Consider the following 17,693-nt stretch of genomic DNA (forward strand, 5'->3'; position numbering starts at 1 on the left):
TTTATTACATGTTTTAAATTAATGTGAATAAGTTCTATTTCTAAGCAAAACGTTACAGGATATACTTAAAATAATTATAGGTTAGTTTTGCAGAATTTTTGAAGTAAGAAGGCTGTCATGCTCCTTTTTTAATGCGGTGACCTGATCTACGTCGTCGTTAGGAATAGCTATTGATAACACATAATGCCTGATCTTCCAGCTACTGCCAACTTTGACAAGCACACCTGAGCCTCTGCAAATTCCCATTTGGGTATTTAGCAATTCATCAAACCAAGCGATTTTTTGTGAAGGACCTATAAAAATATTGCGCTCAATGGCCGTAAAACTCCATGCTTTGCCCTTGTCAAAGTAAGGTTTCGCGAAAGCTTTAAATTCTTCTACATTCCAATTCTCTGTAGCGTCTGTACCTATAAAAATGGCATCATCTGTCATCAAATTAAAATAAGCATCAAAATCTGCATCTGCGGCAGCTTTATGCCAGGCGTTTAATTGTGAATCTATCGTTTGTTTGTTTTGATCTGTTTGCGCTAGTAGCGAAAAACCTGCCAAAAACAGTATAAAAACGCTCTTTTTAAATGCCATTTTGTAATCCTTTTATTTAGTTAACGATTTGCTGTTTAACAGAATCGATCTGCAAAGATTTACGTAATTCTATATTCTCTGTGTCAAATTCATTGAGAATATCATCTATTGATTTTTGAAACTTCATATTTATTTGCAATTTCAGATCCTGAAAGGCATTGTAGAATTCTGTCGCCTCCTGGTTAACTTCTGCAGTATCTATATCTCGCTTTTCCACCTTTTGCTTAAGAGTATGTGCTTTAGTATTGAGCACGGTAAGGCGTGATTCTATAGACTTATCCTGAAGACTATCTGGCTTTTGCCGCTGTATCTCTTCTGTTGCGACAACCCATTGATCAATCTCTGTTTTCACACTCCCAATAGCGGAATTGTCTAAATCTCGTAAAGCCTGCTCAAGAACCTCATAACCCTTCCAGGATGCGGTGGCAGCAGCTGCATCTTGTGAAAGTTTTATATTGATTAAAACACTATCTCTAAATTTTACGGGAAGCTCTTCTATTTGTGTATTCTCCTGTTGTTGTTCCTGCTTTTCCTGACAGCTTAAAATGCCCAGTAAAATGCAGAAAAGCAGAACGGTTAAACTCTTATTCATGGTATACTTTAAGAAATCAAAAGTACGTGAAAAGGTATTAATTAAAAAAGCTCCCGTTTCAGGAGCTTTTTTATCTACATATGCTTTATTACAGCGTGATTAATTTCTTTATTGAGATCATCAAATGCCTCTATAATCTCTCTTAAATGCCTGTCAACAACACGCTCATGCATTTCTTCTTCATCGATCTCTTTATAAAATCGTTCTACTTTTTCATTAATGCGCGCAATCTGGGCAATCACATTCTTAGTGCGCAGTTCTTTGGGTATCTGCTTAGACATTGCGCTAACATTGCGCACCATTCTTTCCTGCAGACTTATAGAATTAAGAGCGTTTGTATTGCTTATTGTACGTATATTTTGTTCTAGTGCACGGTATGCAGACCATTGTTCTACTTTAGCCTGAGCAGGATCTACAAGCGGTTGCACTTTAGTTGCAAGTTGTAGATTTTTAATTCCTTCTTCGGGGTTGTTACAGCTTATAAAAAATGCTGAGAATAGCGCACAAATAATTATCTTCTTCATGTAATTTGCAATTGTCTTACAAAATTACAGCTACGTACTTGATGCAGAAAAACTTACAGACTAAATCTCTCCTAAAGTTTTTTCAGGATTTAACAGTTAATTTCGAAAAACGCCTCATTTTCCTCAAAAATCGTCCTTTTTAGTTTAAAAATCAGAAAAATCTATAATCTTGCAGTGTCGCGCTTTTTATTGATTTTTAACCGATTTTAGGGCAGAATGGGTAAGTTTTGAAAGTATTTCGTTTATCTGCTCTGTTAGATCATCGTAGGAGTCTGTAATGTTCTCTATCCCTTCTGAAACTCTAATTTCAGCTTTATTTTCGCTTAAAGCTTCGTCTAATTCAATAATTCTATCCTGAATTTGATTAACAAGACCTTCTATTTCACGAGTTGAGATTAAAGTGGGAATGGTATTTTGCACAGCTGCAGCATCTCCTTTTAACTGGTTAATGTGACCTTCTAATTCCGCCGCTTTTATTTCCTGTAATTTAAGCATATCTTCGTTCAATGCCTTCAGTTCTTCCCAAGCGTAGACCTCTTCAATAGCTGCCCTTTTATTAGACTTCTGTATATTCTCAAGATATTGCCTATTCAGACCGGCATCTGCATATCTTATCTTCATCGAGTCAACAGGTTTCTTATTCACTTTTATATCTTCTTTAGGTTCATTTTCATTCACCTGCGCTTCTTTTTCTTTGGTGTTATTACAACTGATTAAAGTAATTGTAGTTATAATTATAAGAATGTATTTTTTCATCGCGATCTTTTTTGTTCACACAAATTTATTGGTCTTGAGGTATTTAAAGCTGTAATTGAAATTAAAAATATCATAAACTTAGCGAGTGATCTTCTAAAAAATTGCCTAAGCCTATTTTATCTTTTATTAATTAACGCCCGCATCCTCGCTTATAGTACAAAGAATAAGTTGATTCTTTATAACTTTACCATACTCAAGAAAGTGAGTAGAAATTTATGCAAGCGAAAAAGAACTAACTCCCAGAGAAATTGACCGAATTATTGAAATGGCATGGGAAGACCGCACCACGTTTGACTCTATTGAATTTCAATTTGGTTTAAATGAAGCTGCAGTTATTAGCCTAATGCGCAATGAGATGAAGCCCAGCAGCTTTAAAATGTGGCGCAAACGAGTACAGGGCCGAAACACAAAACATGCGGCAAAACGGGATTTTGTAAGCGGTACTTTTAAAAGTAGCCGTCAAAAGCAAATAAGCAACAATAAAATCGCAAAGCGGTAGCACCTGTTGTTACACATCAGTGCTCACTAAATATATGTAGCATTTCGTTTAAAGCATTTTAAGAATGCATCAGGCACTGCCATATTTATACCTTCTCCTGCAAATGGTGGCCCTCCTAATTGAATATAGCTCATAAAAAACCATCAACAAAAGTTGATGGTTTTAATTTTATCTAATAAGGTGATCTTATTATTTTGATGTAATGGCGATTACTCGTTATTACTTACAACACGTTCTCCTTTACTCTCCCATGTGTTAACACTGGTAATTTTTGAGTTATCATAATTTACCTCTTGTAAAGTGTCGTCGTTCCAAAAGAACCACTTACCTACTTTTTGCCCTTTTTCGTATTGAGCTACGGCAGATTTTTGTCCTTCTTCAGTGTAGCTTACCCAGGTTCCCTGTAGCTTGCCGTCCTTAGTATAGTAACCAGTTTGACTTACAACGCCATTATCATGAAATAAGGTAGCCTTAATAAGATTTCCTTCCTTCTCATAAGTATTTTTTACTTTTTCCTGTGCAGTTGATAGTGCTATGCTGCCCACCAATGCAAAAATCATAAGGATTTTTTTCATAATAGCATGTTATTAATTAAACTTAACATTACAAATATAGCTTTAATTTAAATATTAGGAAACATTTAGGTAACATTAAATTTACATTAAAACTATAATTAATTAATTGTCAAGTGATTATATTTATTTTACAGAATATAAAAACGACCAGGAATGGGTCAATTAGGAGGAAAATCGGGTAAAAACAGGTATAAATCGTCCTACTTATAACCTTCACATAACATATATACAGAAAATAAATATCAAATTTGCTGACTAAAGTATTAAGTACTTCATGGATAATATTTATTTGATTATGCTGGTTGCATTGGCTATTCTGGCCATTGCAGATCTGGTGGTAGGTGTAAGTAATGATGCCGTAAATTTTCTCAATTCTGCCATAGGTTCTAAAGCCGTTTCTTTTAAGACAATAATAATTGTTGCAAGTGTGGGGATTGTCCTGGGAGCTCTTTCTTCAAGCGGTATGATGGAGGTTGCCAGAAAAGGAATCTTTGTGCCCGGCAAGTTCTACTTTGATGAAATAATGGTCATTTTTATGGCTGTCATGATAACAGATATTCTGCTGCTCGATTTCTTTAACACACTTGGGCTGCCTACTTCTACGACGGTTTCTATCGTTTTTGAACTTTTAGGGGCTGCAGTGTGTATGACGATCATAAAGCTTTCTGCAAATGACGATTCTCTTATGCAAATAGGTGAATACATAAATTCTGATAAAGCTATAGAAATTATAACGGGTATACTCGTTTCAGTGCTCATTGCATTTACGGTGGGAGCACTGGTGCAATTTATAACGCGTTTCCTGCTTACTTTTAATTTTGAAAAAAAACCAAGCTGGGTCGCTGCTTTATTTGGTGGTCTGGCGACGGCAGCAATTAGTTACTTTATAGTTGTAAAAGGACTGTCAAGTGCTTCTTTTATGAATGGTGATTTTATAAGCTGGGCAGAAAATAATGTAGCTTCTTTTATGGGAATTAGTGTACTTATCTGGACGCTGGTCTCATACATTATAAATAAGCTTTTCAATATCAACGTGTACGTGATGGTGATCGTCATAGGCACATTTGCACTTGCTATGGCATTTGCAGGTAATGATCTTGTAAACTTCATTGGTGTGCCAATGGCCGCATACCAGTCTTACTTATTCTGGGTAAACAGCGGCGTTCCTGCAGAAAGTTTCAGTATGGAAACTCTGGCCGATAAAGTCCCTACGCAACCTTTACTTTTGCTTGCCGCAGGTATTGTAATGATATTGACGCTCTGGTTTTCTAAAAAGGCCAGAAGAGTTGTAAAAACCTCTGTTGACCTTGCAAGACAAGACGAAGGTACAGAGCGCTTTAAACCTAATTCTATTTCACGTGGTCTCGTACGTGGTGCGATGCGCTTAAACTACGGGGTAATGACCTTAGTACCTCAACGTATTCAGGATCGTATTAATCTGCGCTTTACAAAAAGAGAACCTGTTTCTCGTATCGCCGCGATGGATATGCCTGCTTTTGACCTTGTACGTGCAGCAGTGAATCTGATGATTGCCAGTGTACTTATATCTTTAGCAACTTCTATGAAATTACCACTCTCTACAACTTATGTAACTTTTATGGTTGCAATGGGTACGTCTCTTGCAGACAGAGCATGGGGTAGTGAAAGTGCTGTTTATCGCGTTGCAGGGGTAATGAATGTAATAGGCGGCTGGTTTATGACCGCATTAAGCGCATTTACCGCAGCAGCAATAATGGCCTTTATTCTTTGGGAAGGTGGCACCGTTGCTCTTGCTATTCTCTTTATACTCGCTGTAATCTTATTGGTGCGTAATTACATCAATCACAAAAAACGTTCTCAGGCTGAAGCCGAAGAAGGCAGATTATTGCGCGCTGTGAGTAATTCAATACAGGGTATTATTAACGAGAGCACATCTAATGTTGCCTCTGCGTTTAAACGCGGAAACAAAGTCTATACCGGCACCATAGAAGGCCTGGCTAAAGTTGATCTTTCCCGATTAAAAAAGAGCAAAAAAGGTATTACAAAGCTTAACGCAGAAGTAGAAGAGTTGCGTAACAGTTTGTATTACTTCATTAAAAATCTTGACGATACACATGTACAGGCAAGCCGCTTCTACATAGACGTTTTAGGATATTTACAAGATGTGACACAGTCAATAAGTTTTATCACGACTGCGAGTTACGATCATTTAAATAATAATCATAAAGGATTAAAATTCACACAGCTTAAAGACCTTAAGGAAATTGAGCAGAATCTTGACACCTTATTCAGCAAGATCACAAATACATTTAACGATAAGAATTTTGATGCGATTGTGTCAATTCTTGAAGAGAAACAAGCACTTCTTGACAGCGTTTCAACTAAAATTGAAAAACAGGTAGAACGCACCAGAAATAGTGATTCCAGTCCTAAAAATACGATGTTATATTTCAGTTTACTTCAGGAAACTGAAGATCTTATTAAGGCGACTATGAACTTGCTTGAGCACTATTATATAGAACATAAAAAGCATTTATAGACCGATTTTTAAGGCTAAAACACCGAAAACCTGCTTAAATAAGCAGGTTTTTTGCGTCCATAACTTTTCTAAAAGTACCCGGGAATAAATCCAAAAAGTTACGCACATAAGGAATACGTATTCACTTAAAATTTAATACGTATTTTTATCTACAAACTATAAGGAAATCCATTATATGATTTCCTGTTGTGATCATACATACTAGATTATCATATGACCATTAAAGGTGCAGAAGCAGAACGGTTAAAAATATCCGGTCATAATCAAAATTGGAAAAAATGGGGTCCCTATCTCGCCGAAAGGCAATGGGGAACGGTACGTGAAGATTATAGTGAAGATGGTAATGCCTGGGAATTTATAAATCACGACAAAGCTCGCAGTAATGCCTATCGCTGGGGAGAAGAAGGAATTGGCGGTTTTTGCGATTCAAGAGAGATTCTTTGTCTTGCGCCAGCTTTCTGGAATGGTAAAGATCCCATATTAAAAGAGCGTTTATTTGGTTTAACTAACAATCAGGGAAATCACGGGGAAGATGTAAAAGAACTTTATTTTCACCAAGTATCTTCTCCCACACATTCTTACAGTAAGTATTTATATAAGTATCCGCAAGTCGCTTTCCCATATACAGATCTTGTTCAAAGTAATAAAAGAAGCCGTGAGGAAACAGAATATGAATTACTTGATACACTAAACTTTAAAAACAGTGCCTATTTTGACTGCTTTATTGAGTATGCAAAAGCAGATGTTGATGACATTCTCATGAAAGTCACTGTTATCAACAGGGGTAAAAAAGCTGCTAAAATTCACGTATTGCCTCATTTGTGGTTTCGTAATTTTTGGAAACACAACAAACGCTTTACGCGACCATCAATTAAATCTACTTCTAATAGTTCTGTTGAATCAAACAGCATTAGAAACGGGAGATACTTCTTTTATCATGAAAATGGCGAACAACTTTTTTGCGATAACGAAACAAATAACTACCGTATTTATGGGGTTCCTAATGATGTTGATTATGTTAAAGACGGGATCAATGACCACGTTGTAGATAGAGAAGCTTCAGTAAATCCAGATAAGAACGGATCTAAAGTCGCAATATGGCACAAGTTTAAGCTCAAAGCCGGTGAGTCGAAAGTGGTTAAAGTGCGTCTTACCAAAAAGAAGACCAAAGAACCCTGGAGCGATTACGATACTATTTTTGACCAGAGAATAGCTGAATGTGAAGATTTCTACAGCACAGTTATAAAAAGTGACTTGCCTAAAGAACATCAGGCTATTGCAAAAAGTGCTTTTTCCGGTTTATTGTGGACTAAACAATTCTATTACAATGATGTTTTTAAATGGCTTTTTGGAGGTCCCGGCGAGGGAACTCCCAGCAGATTTAACGCACGTAATTTTAGTTGGCAGCATCTAACAAACCGCGACATCATCTCGATGCCAGACAAGTGGGAATATCCCTGGTATGCCGCCTGGGACCTGGCTTTTCATATGGCGTCGTTTGTAGAGATAGATGCAGATTTTGCTAAAGAACAACTACTACTTGTGCTTCGCGAAAATTACATGCATCCCAACGGCCAGATCCCGGCTTATGAATGGAATTACAGCGATGTTAATCCGCCGGTTCATTCATGGGCGGTGTGGCATGTTTATGAAAAAGACAAAGAATATGCGGGAGTAGGAGATCAAAATTTCTTAGAGAAATCCTTTCAGAAACTACTTATCAATTTTACATGGTGGGTCAATCAAAAAGACACGCATGGCACAGATCTCTTTGAGGGCGGATTTTTAGGGCTTGATAACATAGGTGTTTTTGACCGTAATCATATGCCGCCGGGCATCACCAGAATGCAACAGGCAGATGCTACCAGCTGGATGGCCATGTTTACGCTTAACATGTTGCGCATGTCATTAGAGCTTGCTAAAACCAATAAAGCGTATGAGGAAGCTGCCGCGAAATTTTTTAGACACTTTTTAAATATCGCCTGGGCGATGCATCATATTGGGAAAAAGAATATTTCGCTTTGGGATGATGAAGATAATTTTTATTATGATGTTGTAGAAATGTCCAGCGGTGCAACAGATAGATTACGCGTGCGCTCTTTAGTGGGCATCATACCCTTGTTTGCAGTAGAGATCATCAATAAAGACTTGTTTGAAGAATTAAAAGAATTTAGAAAAAGAGTAGTCGAGATTGTAAGAACAAGACCTGATCTGGCTTCGCTTATTTCACGTATTGAAGAATTTAATGAGGAGGGCAACTATTTATTCTCTATCATGCGCGGGTTCAGGCTTGAGCATTTGCTAAAACGCCTGCTTGACGAGAACGAATTTCTTTCAGATTTTGGTATTCGTTCGCTTTCAAAATATCATGATGAGCATCCTTTTGTGTTTGAACATCATGGGCAGCACAGAATTCAATATGAACCCGGTGAAAGCAGGTCAAGTATGTTTGGTGGTAATTCTAACTGGCGCGGCCCCATCTGGATGCCATTGAATTATATGATCATACAATCGTTGCGTAAATATTATACTTTTTACGGTTCACAATATTTATATGAATTCCCTACAGGCTCTGGAAATAAGATGAATCTGAATGAGATCGCTAAAGAACTCACTAAACGTTTAGTAAAGCTTTTTGAACGTAATCAAGATGGCAAATATCAATATCATGCAGATGACGATGCACATCTGTTTGCTAATGATGAACATTTTAAAAGCAATCATCTCTTTTATGAATTCTTTGATGGTGACACCGGCAAAGGTTTAGGAGCTTCACACCAAACCGGATGGACGGCTTTAATAGCTAATTTAATTTTAGAAATGGAAGATTAAACTGCGATTTTCAGCTTATTTCCCACGAAAAACAGGCACTTTTCAGTGATTTTTCAATAGACTATTTTTCTTTGGCTTGTGCTAATTCCATTATAAAAGCCCCATCTGTTTAAATCAAATGGGGCTTTTTAATTAACTACTTAAATAGATTACTACGATCCGCACATTAGGCAATCATCATCACCTTCGGCAGCTTTCGCCTGAGCGATAATTGCTTTCATTTCATCTGCTGTCATAGGCGCTGTGTTTACTTGTGCGCCAGCTTGTACATTTCCGGCAGCTGATGCCTGAGTTCCTTTTGTCTCATAAGGAGTCGCAGGTTCTTCTATAGGTACCGGTCTGTGTACTTTAGAAGCCGTATTTGCTTCAAGAGTTTTAGCAGCACGAGCAGCTACCTGAGTTTCTACTTCTTCTTCAGGTTGTACAATAGCTTTCTCCTCTTTCTTAAGGGTAAACTTAATCGCATCTACTGCAGATTTTGTACGCAGGTAGTACATTCCTGTTTTTAAACCGCTCTTCCATGCATAAAAGTGCATAGAGGTAAGCTTAGCGAAATTGGCATTTTCCATAAACAGATTCAGTGACTGTGACTGATCTATGAAATATCCTCTGTGGCGAGACATATCGATTATGTCTTTCATGCTCAACTCCCAAACCGTTTTATAAAGTTCTTTAAGATCTGCAGGAATTCTGTCTATATCTTGTACAGAACCGTTAGCGCGCATAATAGCTTCTTTAAGATCATCATCCCAAAGACCAAGTGCTACAAGATCTTCTAATAAGTGCTTGTTCACAACAATAAACTCACCAGAAAGTACACGTCTTGTATAGATATTTGAAGTATATGGCTCAAATGCTTCGTTGTTTCCTAAGATCTGAGACGTAGAAGCTGTAGGCATAGGCGCTACAAGCAATGAATTGCGCACGCCATTTTGTAAAATTTCCTGACGTAATTTATCCCATTCCCAACGACCACTTAATTCTTCATCTTTTATGCCCCAAAGGTTATATTGAAATTCACCTTTTGAGATAGGAGAACCATTGTAACTTTCATAAGCTCCTTCTTCTTTAGCAAGCTCCATAGAAGCTGTTACTGCTGCGAAATAAAGGGTTTCAAAAATATCCTGATTCAGTTTTTTAGCTTCGTCGCTTGTAAAAGGTAATCTAAGCTTGATAAATGTATCTGCAAGACCCTGCACACCTAAACCAATAGGTCTGTGGCGCATATTTGAATTTCTAGCCTCTTTTACCGGATAATAGTTGCGATCTATTACTTTATTCAGGTTCTTAGTTACTCTTTTTGTAATGCGGTAAAGTTCTTTATGATCAAACTCACCATCTTTTATAAACATAGGTAATGCGATAGAAGCCAGGTTACACACAGCTACTTCATCAGGGCTGGTGTACTCCATGATCTCTGTACAAAGATTTGAAGAGCGTATCGTACCCAGATTTTGCTGGTTAGATTTACGATTTGCCGCATCTTTATAGAGCATGTATGGCGTACCAGTCTCAATTTGAGACTCAAGTATTTTCTCCCAAAGTTCGCGGGCTTTTATAGTTTTCCTGCCTTTACCTTCAGCCTCATACTTCAGGTACATTTCTTCAAACTCATCACCGTGAACATTAAAGAGATTAGGGCACTCGTTAGGACACATTAAAGTCCATGTGCTATTCTCTTCAACACGTTTCATAAACAGATCTGGAATCCACATCGCGTAGAAAAGGTCTCTTGCACGCATTTCTTCCTTACCATGATTTTTCTTTAGATCAAGAAAATCAAAAATATCTGCATGCCATGGTTCTATATAAATAGCAAAAGAGCCTTTACGCTTACCACCACCCTGATCTACATATCTTGCCGTATCATTAAACACACGCAGCATAGGCACTATCCCGTTAGAAGTACCATTTGTACCACCAATGTAAGACCCTGTAGCTCTTACGTTGTGAATAGATAAGCCTATACCACCAGCGCTCTGTGAGATCTTGGCAGTTTGTTTTAAGGTATCATAAATACCATCAATACTATCATCCTGAGTTGCTAACAGAAAGCAGGAAGACATTTGAGGTTTAGGCGTTCCTGAATTAAATAATGTAGGCGTAGCATGTGTAAAATATTTTTTAGACATTAACTCATATGTCTCTTTTACAGATGCAAGATCATTTAAGTGAATACCTACAGATACGCGCATAAGCATATGTTGAGGGCGCTCTACTATCTTACCGTTAAGTTTTAATAAATAAGAACGTTCTAATGTTTTAAAGCCAAAATAGTCGTAACCAAAATCCCTGCTATAGATAATAGAAGAGTCAAGCTCTTCTTTATTTTCCATGATCACTTTATAAACGTCATCTGCAATAAGTGGCGCTTTTTTGCCGGTACGCGGGTTCACGTACTCATACATATCCTGCACTACTTCGCTAAAGGTTTTTTTAGTGTTCTTATGTAAGTTAGAAACCGAAACACGTGCTGCTAACTTTGCATAATCAGGATGTGAAGTTGTCATTGTTGCAGCAACTTCTGCAGCAAGATTATCAAGCTCACTGGTTGTTACACCATCATAAAGGCCTTCTATAACACGCAAAGAGATTTTAACCGGGTCAACTAATGGATTTAAACCATAGCATAACTTTCTTATTCTTGCTGTTATCTTGTCAAACATAACGGGCTCTTGGCGTCCGTTTCTTTTAATTACATACATGGGCCTTGGTTTTTTATAGTTAAACGCTCAAAGCATTTTGGCAAACTTTGAGAAAAAGATGGCTAGGGCTGTAATTAAGAAACTACAGTCTTCACCGTTTATTTTAAATATTTATTGGTGCCCGCTTAGGGCTAATTGGTGTTTCTAATGCAATCTTTTAAAAATCTGCATCAAAACTTATTTTTTGACCTTCGGTGCCGCCGCTTCCGCTGGCAACTCCTGCTTTTTGATACTCACCTACTCTTTTTTCAAAGAAATTGGTTTTTCCCTGTAGAGAAATCATATCCATGAAATCAAAAGGATTTGTGACATTGTATTCTTTCTCGCATTCTAACTCAACCAGCAATCTGTCTGTTACAAACTCCAGATACTGAGTCATTAGTTTTGAGTTCATACCTATAAGACTTGCAGGCAGAGATTCTGTAATGAATTCACGCTCTATATTAAGTGCGTCGACTAATATTTCGCGAATGCGTTCTTTAGGCACCTTATTGATTAGGTGATGATTGTGCAGGTGAACTGCAAAATCACAATGAACACCTTCATCTCTTGATATCAACTCATTAGAAAAGGTAAGTCCCGGCATTAAACCTCTTTTCTTTAACCAAAAAATAGAGCAAAATGCACCTGAGAAGAAAATCCCTTCTACTGCAGCAAAAGCAATTAAACGCTCTGCAAAACTTGGACTGTCGATCCATTTTAGAGCCCAGTCTGCTTTTTTCTTAATTGCAGGGAAATTCTCAATGGCATTAAACAATTGATCTTTTTCCTTTTCATCTTTAACATAAGTATCGATAAGCAACGAGTATGTCTCAGAGTGAATATTCTCCATCATGATCTGAAAACCGTAGAAAAATTTAGCTTCAGAATATTGAACTTCACTCACAAAATTCTCTGCAAGATTCTCATTTACGATACCGTCTGATGCGGCAAAAAATGCAAGAATATGCTTGATGAAATATTGCTCGTCTTTGTTCAGTTTATTATTCCAGTCTGTTAGATCCTGGTGTAAGTCAATCTCTTCTGCAGTCCAGAAGCTAGCCTCAGATTTCTTATACCACTCCCATATGTCATGGTGTTGTATAGGAAATATTACGAAACGATCTTTGTTTTCTTGTAAAATGGGCTCTACCTGACTCATGTCCTTTGCGTTTTTAAGTGATAAAATTCTCTGGTTACTAGGGACTAACAAATATGAAAAAAAAAGGAGCTCAATGCTTGTTAATTGGGAGCCGGTTTTCAACAAAGTTTTCAACACGAAGAGTTTTCCTACGCCCTTATAGTTTTGTTAAACAAACAGTTTAATTTATTGATAATCAATTTATTAAAGCAATTATCAACACTGTGTATTTCATCGTTAAAAACACCGCCAGCAAGGGCTTTTACAAGGGCTAAACCCAGATTTACTTTTTAAATCCCAAAGGCGATTTTAAGGTGAAAAAGGCGGCTTTTTAATCTAAATTCCTCTCAAAAAAATATAAAATCTTACAACCCTTTTATGAAATATCATTTTGCGTAAAATCGATATTTTAAATGGTAATCAGGTATCTTTTTAAAAATCGGTAATATTAGAGGTAATATCGGTATTTTTTGGCATAATTTCTGCTTCCTTTAAAGTGCTATAAAAGGAAAATAACCATATGAAAATCAAAAACTTAATACTCTTACTAATAGGTATTATATTTCTTAATGCGTGTTCAAAACTTACAAAGGCCACAGATATTTTCACAAACCCAACTGCACGTGAGCTTTATAAACGCGATTTTGTCACAGACACTATTCAATTTAATATCTGGCAGCAAGCCTATAAAAATGCATTTGCAGACAGTTTATCTATAAAACTACCTTATCTGGAAGAAGGTCATTATTATACAAATAGTGATGCTGTTTATAGTTATGATGTTAAGCTGGAACAAGGAGAGGTTTTTCATTTAGAAGCAGCCACAGATACTACTGCTACAAAAGTTTTTCTTGAACTTTATAAAAAAACTGGTGACAGTTTAAATCCCTATCAATCTATAGCAGAAAGTGACCTGAAGGATAAAGAACTTCACTATACCGTAGAAAATTCTGGCGATTATAAAGTTATCATACAGCCCGAAATACAGGCCAACACTAACTTTGCTTTAAAAGCTTACCGCACACCTATGTATCATTTTCCGGTAGTGGGCAAAGGTAACGCTGCCATACAAAGTTTTTGGGGTGCTTCTCGAGATGCTGGTGCTCGCAGACATGAAGGTTTAGATATATTTGCGCCGCGTGGTACTCCCGTAGTTGCAGCCACAGATGGCTGGATAAGCTCAACAGGCAATAGAGGTCTGGGTGGTAAACAGGTGTGGCTACGGGCTGGCCTATGGGGTAATTCTCTTTATTACGCCCATCTTGACAGTATTGCATCAACTCAGGGGCAGCGTGTAAAAACAGGAGATACACTGGGTTTTGTGGGCAATACCGGCAACGCACGCACAACACCTACACATTTGCATTTTGGTATTTACAGAGGTCGCGGCGGTGCTATAAATCCGTTGCCTTATGTTTTTGAAGGTACAGCTCCTTTGGCATCTACAGATGTGAAGAAAGACATACATGAGAAAATCGTGGTAAAATCCAGCCGGGCAAATTTGCGTAATTCAGCTTTCGCGAAAGCTAAAAAAATAGGAGAAGCCACCAGAAGAGATACATTAGAATTATTGGGCCGAAGCGCCAACTGGCTCCACGTAAGAACTGCAGATGCACAAGACGCATTTATACACGAGAGTCTTGTACAGGGAATTTAGCAATTAAATGTTTCACAGTTGCATCTGTAAAAAACGCTGTATATTTAGGCTTCTTACTTAAATTACAACGATGTCGTTATTCTCAAAGGTCAAAGGCACTATCAATCTATTAAAATCTATAGATATGGACGCCTTGACAAAACTCTCACAAAAAGTAGATCTAACTCAGGTAATGAGCGCCGTAGGTGAATTAGATGATCGCCAGCTTAAAGGCTTGATGAAAATGCTCACCACTCAGGCAAAAAAAGGGCAGCACAACCTGCCACCTATAGATGGCGATTTTTACAACCTCAGCCTAAAACTTACGCCTGAAGAGCGCGAGATACAACTAAAGGTGCGTCGCTTTATGGAAGATGAGATAAAACCAATCGCTAACAAATACTGGAACAAGGCCGAGTTCCCACACCAGATTATACCAAAACTGGCAGAACTTGATGTTTGCGGTATCGCTTATAAAGGCTATGGCTGCCCCAATCAATCCTTTTTGATGGAAGGTATTTTGGCTGTAGAAATGGCGCGGGTAGATGTTTCCATTTCCACATTTTTTGGTGTTCATAGTGGTCTCGCAATGGGTTCTATCTATTTATGCGGAAGCGAAGAACAAAAACAGGAATGGTTACCAAAAATGCAACGCTTTGAAAAAATTGGTGCCTTTGGTCTCACTGAACCTGAAGTAGGATCTGCTGTTGCCGGCGGACTAGGAACTACCTGCAGACAAGAAGGTGAAGAATGGGTTTTAAACGGCCAGAAAAAATGGATAGGCAACGCTACTTTCTCAGATATCACAATAATCTGGGCTAGAGACGAGGTTTCAGATCGGGTAAAGGGGTTTATTGTTCGTAAAGAGAACCCCGGCTTTAAAGCCGAAAAGATCGAAGATAAAATGGCTCTGCGTACTGTACAGAATGCACTTATTACTTTAACAGATTGCCGCGTACCTGAAAGTGACCGTCTGCAAAACGCAAATTCATTTAAAGATACGGCCAAAGTTTTACAAATGACTCGTGCAGGAGTAGCATGGCAAGCAGTGGGCTGCGCCCGTGGAGCATACGAAAGTGCCTTGAAGTATACGAAAAAGAGAGAGCAATTTGGTCGCCCAATTGCTAGTTTTCAATTAATACAAAATCATCTAGTAGAAATGCTGTCTAATCTTACGGCTATGCAAACTTTATGTTTTCGCCTTTCTGAAATGCAGGATGCGGGCATCTTAACTGATGAGCACGCTTCACTTGCTAAAGTGTTCTGCTCATTGCGTACACGTGATGTTGTTAGTCGCGCACGCGAAGTAATGGGCGGTAACGGTATTTTACTGGAATATGATGTTGCAAGATTTGTAGCTGATGCTGAAGCCATCTATTCATACGAAGGAACCAAAGAGATCAATTCACTTATCGTAGGCAGGGCAATTACCGGGTATAGCGCATTTGTGAGTTAAAATTCAAGATCGCCCCTAGCAAAAAAATCGGAAAGCATTAAAATTTACGTAATAAATTAATATTTATACGTAAAGTAATTGGCGATGGATAAAAAGGTCACATTAAGTCTGGATGTTAATATTATTGAAACTGCAAAACATTATGCTAAGTCAAATAAAATTAGTCTCTCTAAATTAATAGAATCCTATTTAGGTTCTTTAACCGAAAATGAAAATAAGGAAACTGAAATTACACCATTGGTGAAAAGTCTTAGTGCGGTTATTTCATTAGATGATGATTTTGATGAAAAAGATGAATATGCTAAGTATTTAATGAAGAAGTACAATTGAAAAAAAATTATTAATAGACACGAATATTGTAATAGACTTACTTTCGAAAAGAAAGGAATTTTATCAAGATGCGGCAATTTATTTTCTCAGGCAGACAAAAAAGAACTGAACCTAACAATTTCATCATTAGCTTTTGCCAATACCAATTACATACTTACAAAACTAAAATCAGCAAAAGAAGCGCGAGAAATTTTAAGAAAAATCAAAGTACTTGTCGAGTTATTAACGTTAAATGATAAAATAATGGAACTGGCCCTGAGCGATGAAAGCTTTCCTGATTTAGAAGACGGATTAAAATATTATTCGGCAATAGAAAATAATGTTGAAATTATCCTTACGAGAAACAAAAAGGATTTCAAAAATTCTAAATTACCAGTTTTAACAGCGAAAGAATATTTAGCAATGAAACAAGACCCTCAAATATGCGGGGTGACAAGTAAATAGAAAAGCCTTCGAGAATTAAGTTTCTGGAAGGCTTTTCTATTTATTTTCAATCAATTTATGGTGCAGGATTAGGAAATGCTTTGTGTACATTTTCTATCTCGTCAAGAATTTCCTGTGAAAGACTTAAGTTGATGCTGTCTATGTTCTCGCCTAGCTGTTCAACGCTTGTTGCTCCTATAATATTTGCGGTAATAAATGGTCTTTCGGTTACAAAGGCGAGAGACATTTGGGCAAAGCTTAGCCCGTATTTATGAGCAATCGTTCTGTAGTTTCGCGTAGCTTCAAAACTGTTCTCACTGTGGTAGCGTTTGTATTGTGGGAAAAGTGTAACCCGTGTTCCTTCAGGTTTGTTACCATCAAGATATTTACCAGTAAGTGTACCAAAACCTAAAGGAGAATACGCCAGCAAGCCCACACCTTCACGATGTAGAATTTCTGTAAGTCCTATTTCATCTTTTCGATTTAAAAGATTATATGGGTTTTGTACGGTGATCATTTTAGGAGCTCCCTTTCTGGCTTCTTCCAGGTAACGCGACAGTCCGTATGGTGTTTCATTACTTACACCTATGTGTCTAATTTTTCCCTGAAGAATAAAACTATCTAAAGTCTCAAGTACCTCAGCAAAATTGTCTTCCCACTCTTCATCATGATCGTGCTCATAGCCTAGCTTACCAAATAAATTGGTGTTACGATCTGGCCAGTGCAGTTGATATAAATCAATATAATCTGTCTGTAAACGCTGCAAACTTTTATCAATAGCATCTGCTATTTCTTCTTTTGCAAAACCACCGGTGCGAATGTGTTTAGTCATTTCGGCGGGACCGGCTATTTTAGATGCTATAACAAGATCATCTCTCTTGCCTCTTTTCTTTAACCAGCTTCCTATAATTTTTTCAGTGCTTCCCTGCGTTTCTTCTTTTGCAGGTACGCTATATAATTCTGCGGTATCTATGAAATTTATACCTTTTTCTACAGCATAATCAAGCTGGGCATGACCTTCTGCTTCTGTATTCTGTTGACCCCAGGTCATGGTGCCCAGACATAATTTACTTATTTCTATATCTGTATTAGGTAGTACGGTATATTTCATTGAATGTTTTTTCGCCGGAAGGCATAAATTTAAA

General features: G+C 37.5%; 14 protein-coding genes and 1 pseudogene. 7 read left to right on the forward strand and 8 right to left on the reverse strand.

Annotation, left to right across the window (positions count from 1 at the left end):
* Nucleotides 1-81: 81 nt before the first annotated feature.
* The 4 genes from ACH3O9_RS06210 to ACH3O9_RS06225 all read right to left on the reverse strand — a co-directional run bounded on the left by ACH3O9_RS06210 (nucleotide 82) and on the right by ACH3O9_RS06225 (nucleotide 2,454).
* Nucleotides 82-582, reverse strand: a complete 501-nt coding sequence (locus ACH3O9_RS06210) for a nuclear transport factor 2 family protein (RefSeq protein ID WP_416445357.1) — start codon at nucleotides 580-582, stop codon at nucleotides 82-84.
* Nucleotides 583-598: 16 nt separating this feature from the next.
* Nucleotides 599-1,174, reverse strand: a complete 576-nt coding sequence (locus ACH3O9_RS06215; protein ID WP_416445359.1) for a hypothetical protein — start codon at nucleotides 1,172-1,174, stop codon at nucleotides 599-601.
* 74 nt (nucleotides 1,175-1,248) lie between these two features.
* Nucleotides 1,249-1,698 (reverse strand): hypothetical protein, encoded by a 450-nt coding sequence (locus ACH3O9_RS06220; protein WP_416445361.1) that lies wholly within the window; start codon nucleotides 1,696-1,698, stop codon nucleotides 1,249-1,251.
* A 186-nt stretch (nucleotides 1,699-1,884) separates the two neighbouring features.
* Complete coding sequence (locus tag ACH3O9_RS06225) at nucleotides 1,885-2,454, reverse strand: hypothetical protein (RefSeq protein ID WP_416445363.1); 570 nt, start codon at nucleotides 2,452-2,454, stop codon at nucleotides 1,885-1,887.
* Between the two features lie 211 nt (nucleotides 2,455-2,665).
* Here ACH3O9_RS06225 and ACH3O9_RS06230 point away from each other — a divergent pair, with 211 nt between their 5' ends.
* A complete protein-coding gene (locus tag ACH3O9_RS06230) occupies nucleotides 2,666-2,953 on the forward strand; it encodes a TIGR03643 family protein (protein ID WP_416446635.1) in 288 nt (95 codons plus the stop codon).
* A 209-nt stretch (nucleotides 2,954-3,162) separates the two neighbouring features.
* On the opposite strand, the gene ACH3O9_RS06235 is transcribed toward ACH3O9_RS06230, so the two are convergent.
* Nucleotides 3,163-3,528 carry a toxin-antitoxin system YwqK family antitoxin gene (locus ACH3O9_RS06235; protein ID WP_416445365.1) on the reverse strand — a complete coding sequence of 122 codons (366 nt, stop codon included), beginning with the start codon at nucleotides 3,526-3,528 and terminating at the stop codon, nucleotides 3,163-3,165.
* 274 nt (nucleotides 3,529-3,802) lie between these two features.
* Here ACH3O9_RS06235 and ACH3O9_RS06240 point away from each other — a divergent pair, with 274 nt between their 5' ends.
* Entirely contained in the window at nucleotides 3,803-6,046 is a 2,244-nt protein-coding gene (locus ACH3O9_RS06240) for an inorganic phosphate transporter (RefSeq protein WP_416445367.1), read from the forward strand.
* Nucleotides 6,047-6,259: 213 nt separating this feature from the next.
* The gene (locus tag ACH3O9_RS06245) at nucleotides 6,260-8,878 is read left to right on the forward strand and encodes an MGH1-like glycoside hydrolase domain-containing protein (protein ID WP_416445369.1); all 2,619 of its coding nucleotides are present in this window, start codon (nucleotides 6,260-6,262) and stop codon (nucleotides 8,876-8,878) included.
* Nucleotides 8,879-9,030: 152 nt separating this feature from the next.
* Here ACH3O9_RS06245 and ACH3O9_RS06250 read toward each other — a convergent pair whose 3' ends face one another.
* The gene (locus ACH3O9_RS06250; RefSeq protein WP_416445371.1) at nucleotides 9,031-11,583 is read right to left on the reverse strand and encodes a ribonucleoside-diphosphate reductase subunit alpha; all 2,553 of its coding nucleotides are present in this window, start codon (nucleotides 11,581-11,583) and stop codon (nucleotides 9,031-9,033) included.
* A 157-nt stretch (nucleotides 11,584-11,740) separates the two neighbouring features.
* On the reverse strand, nucleotides 11,741-12,724 hold the full coding sequence (locus ACH3O9_RS06255) for a ribonucleotide-diphosphate reductase subunit beta (protein WP_416445373.1): 984 nt from the start codon (nucleotides 12,722-12,724) through the stop codon (nucleotides 11,741-11,743).
* Between the two features lie 499 nt (nucleotides 12,725-13,223).
* Between ACH3O9_RS06255 and ACH3O9_RS06260 the strand changes: the two genes are divergently transcribed.
* The 4 genes and pseudogenes from ACH3O9_RS06260 (at nucleotide 13,224) to ACH3O9_RS06275 (ending at nucleotide 16,569) form a co-directional block, all read left to right on the forward strand.
* A complete protein-coding gene (locus ACH3O9_RS06260) occupies nucleotides 13,224-14,360 on the forward strand; it encodes a peptidoglycan DD-metalloendopeptidase family protein (RefSeq protein WP_416445378.1) in 1,137 nt (378 codons plus the stop codon).
* 70 nt (nucleotides 14,361-14,430) lie between these two features.
* Nucleotides 14,431-15,795: an acyl-CoA dehydrogenase family protein gene (locus ACH3O9_RS06265; RefSeq protein ID WP_416445380.1), complete on the forward strand. Its 1,365-nt coding sequence runs from the start codon at nucleotides 14,431-14,433 to the stop codon at nucleotides 15,793-15,795.
* Nucleotides 15,796-15,879: 84 nt separating this feature from the next.
* Complete coding sequence (locus ACH3O9_RS06270; RefSeq protein WP_416445382.1) at nucleotides 15,880-16,125, forward strand: DUF6364 family protein; 246 nt, start codon at nucleotides 15,880-15,882, stop codon at nucleotides 16,123-16,125.
* A pseudogene (locus ACH3O9_RS06275) lies at nucleotides 16,121-16,569 on the forward strand (type II toxin-antitoxin system VapC family toxin). Before ACH3O9_RS06270 ends, ACH3O9_RS06275 begins: the two are co-directional and overlap by 5 nt.
* Before the next feature lie 55 nt (nucleotides 16,570-16,624).
* On the opposite strand, the gene ACH3O9_RS06280 reads toward ACH3O9_RS06275, so the two are convergent.
* Nucleotides 16,625-17,659: an NADP(H)-dependent aldo-keto reductase gene (locus ACH3O9_RS06280; RefSeq protein ID WP_416445384.1), complete on the reverse strand. Its 1,035-nt coding sequence runs from the start codon at nucleotides 17,657-17,659 to the stop codon at nucleotides 16,625-16,627.
* Nucleotides 17,660-17,693: the final 34 nt, after the last annotated feature.

It is taken from the genome of Leeuwenhoekiella sp. A16, from assembly GCF_047946675.1.
In the GTDB taxonomy this organism is placed as follows: Bacteria; Bacteroidota; Bacteroidia; order Flavobacteriales; family Flavobacteriaceae; genus Leeuwenhoekiella.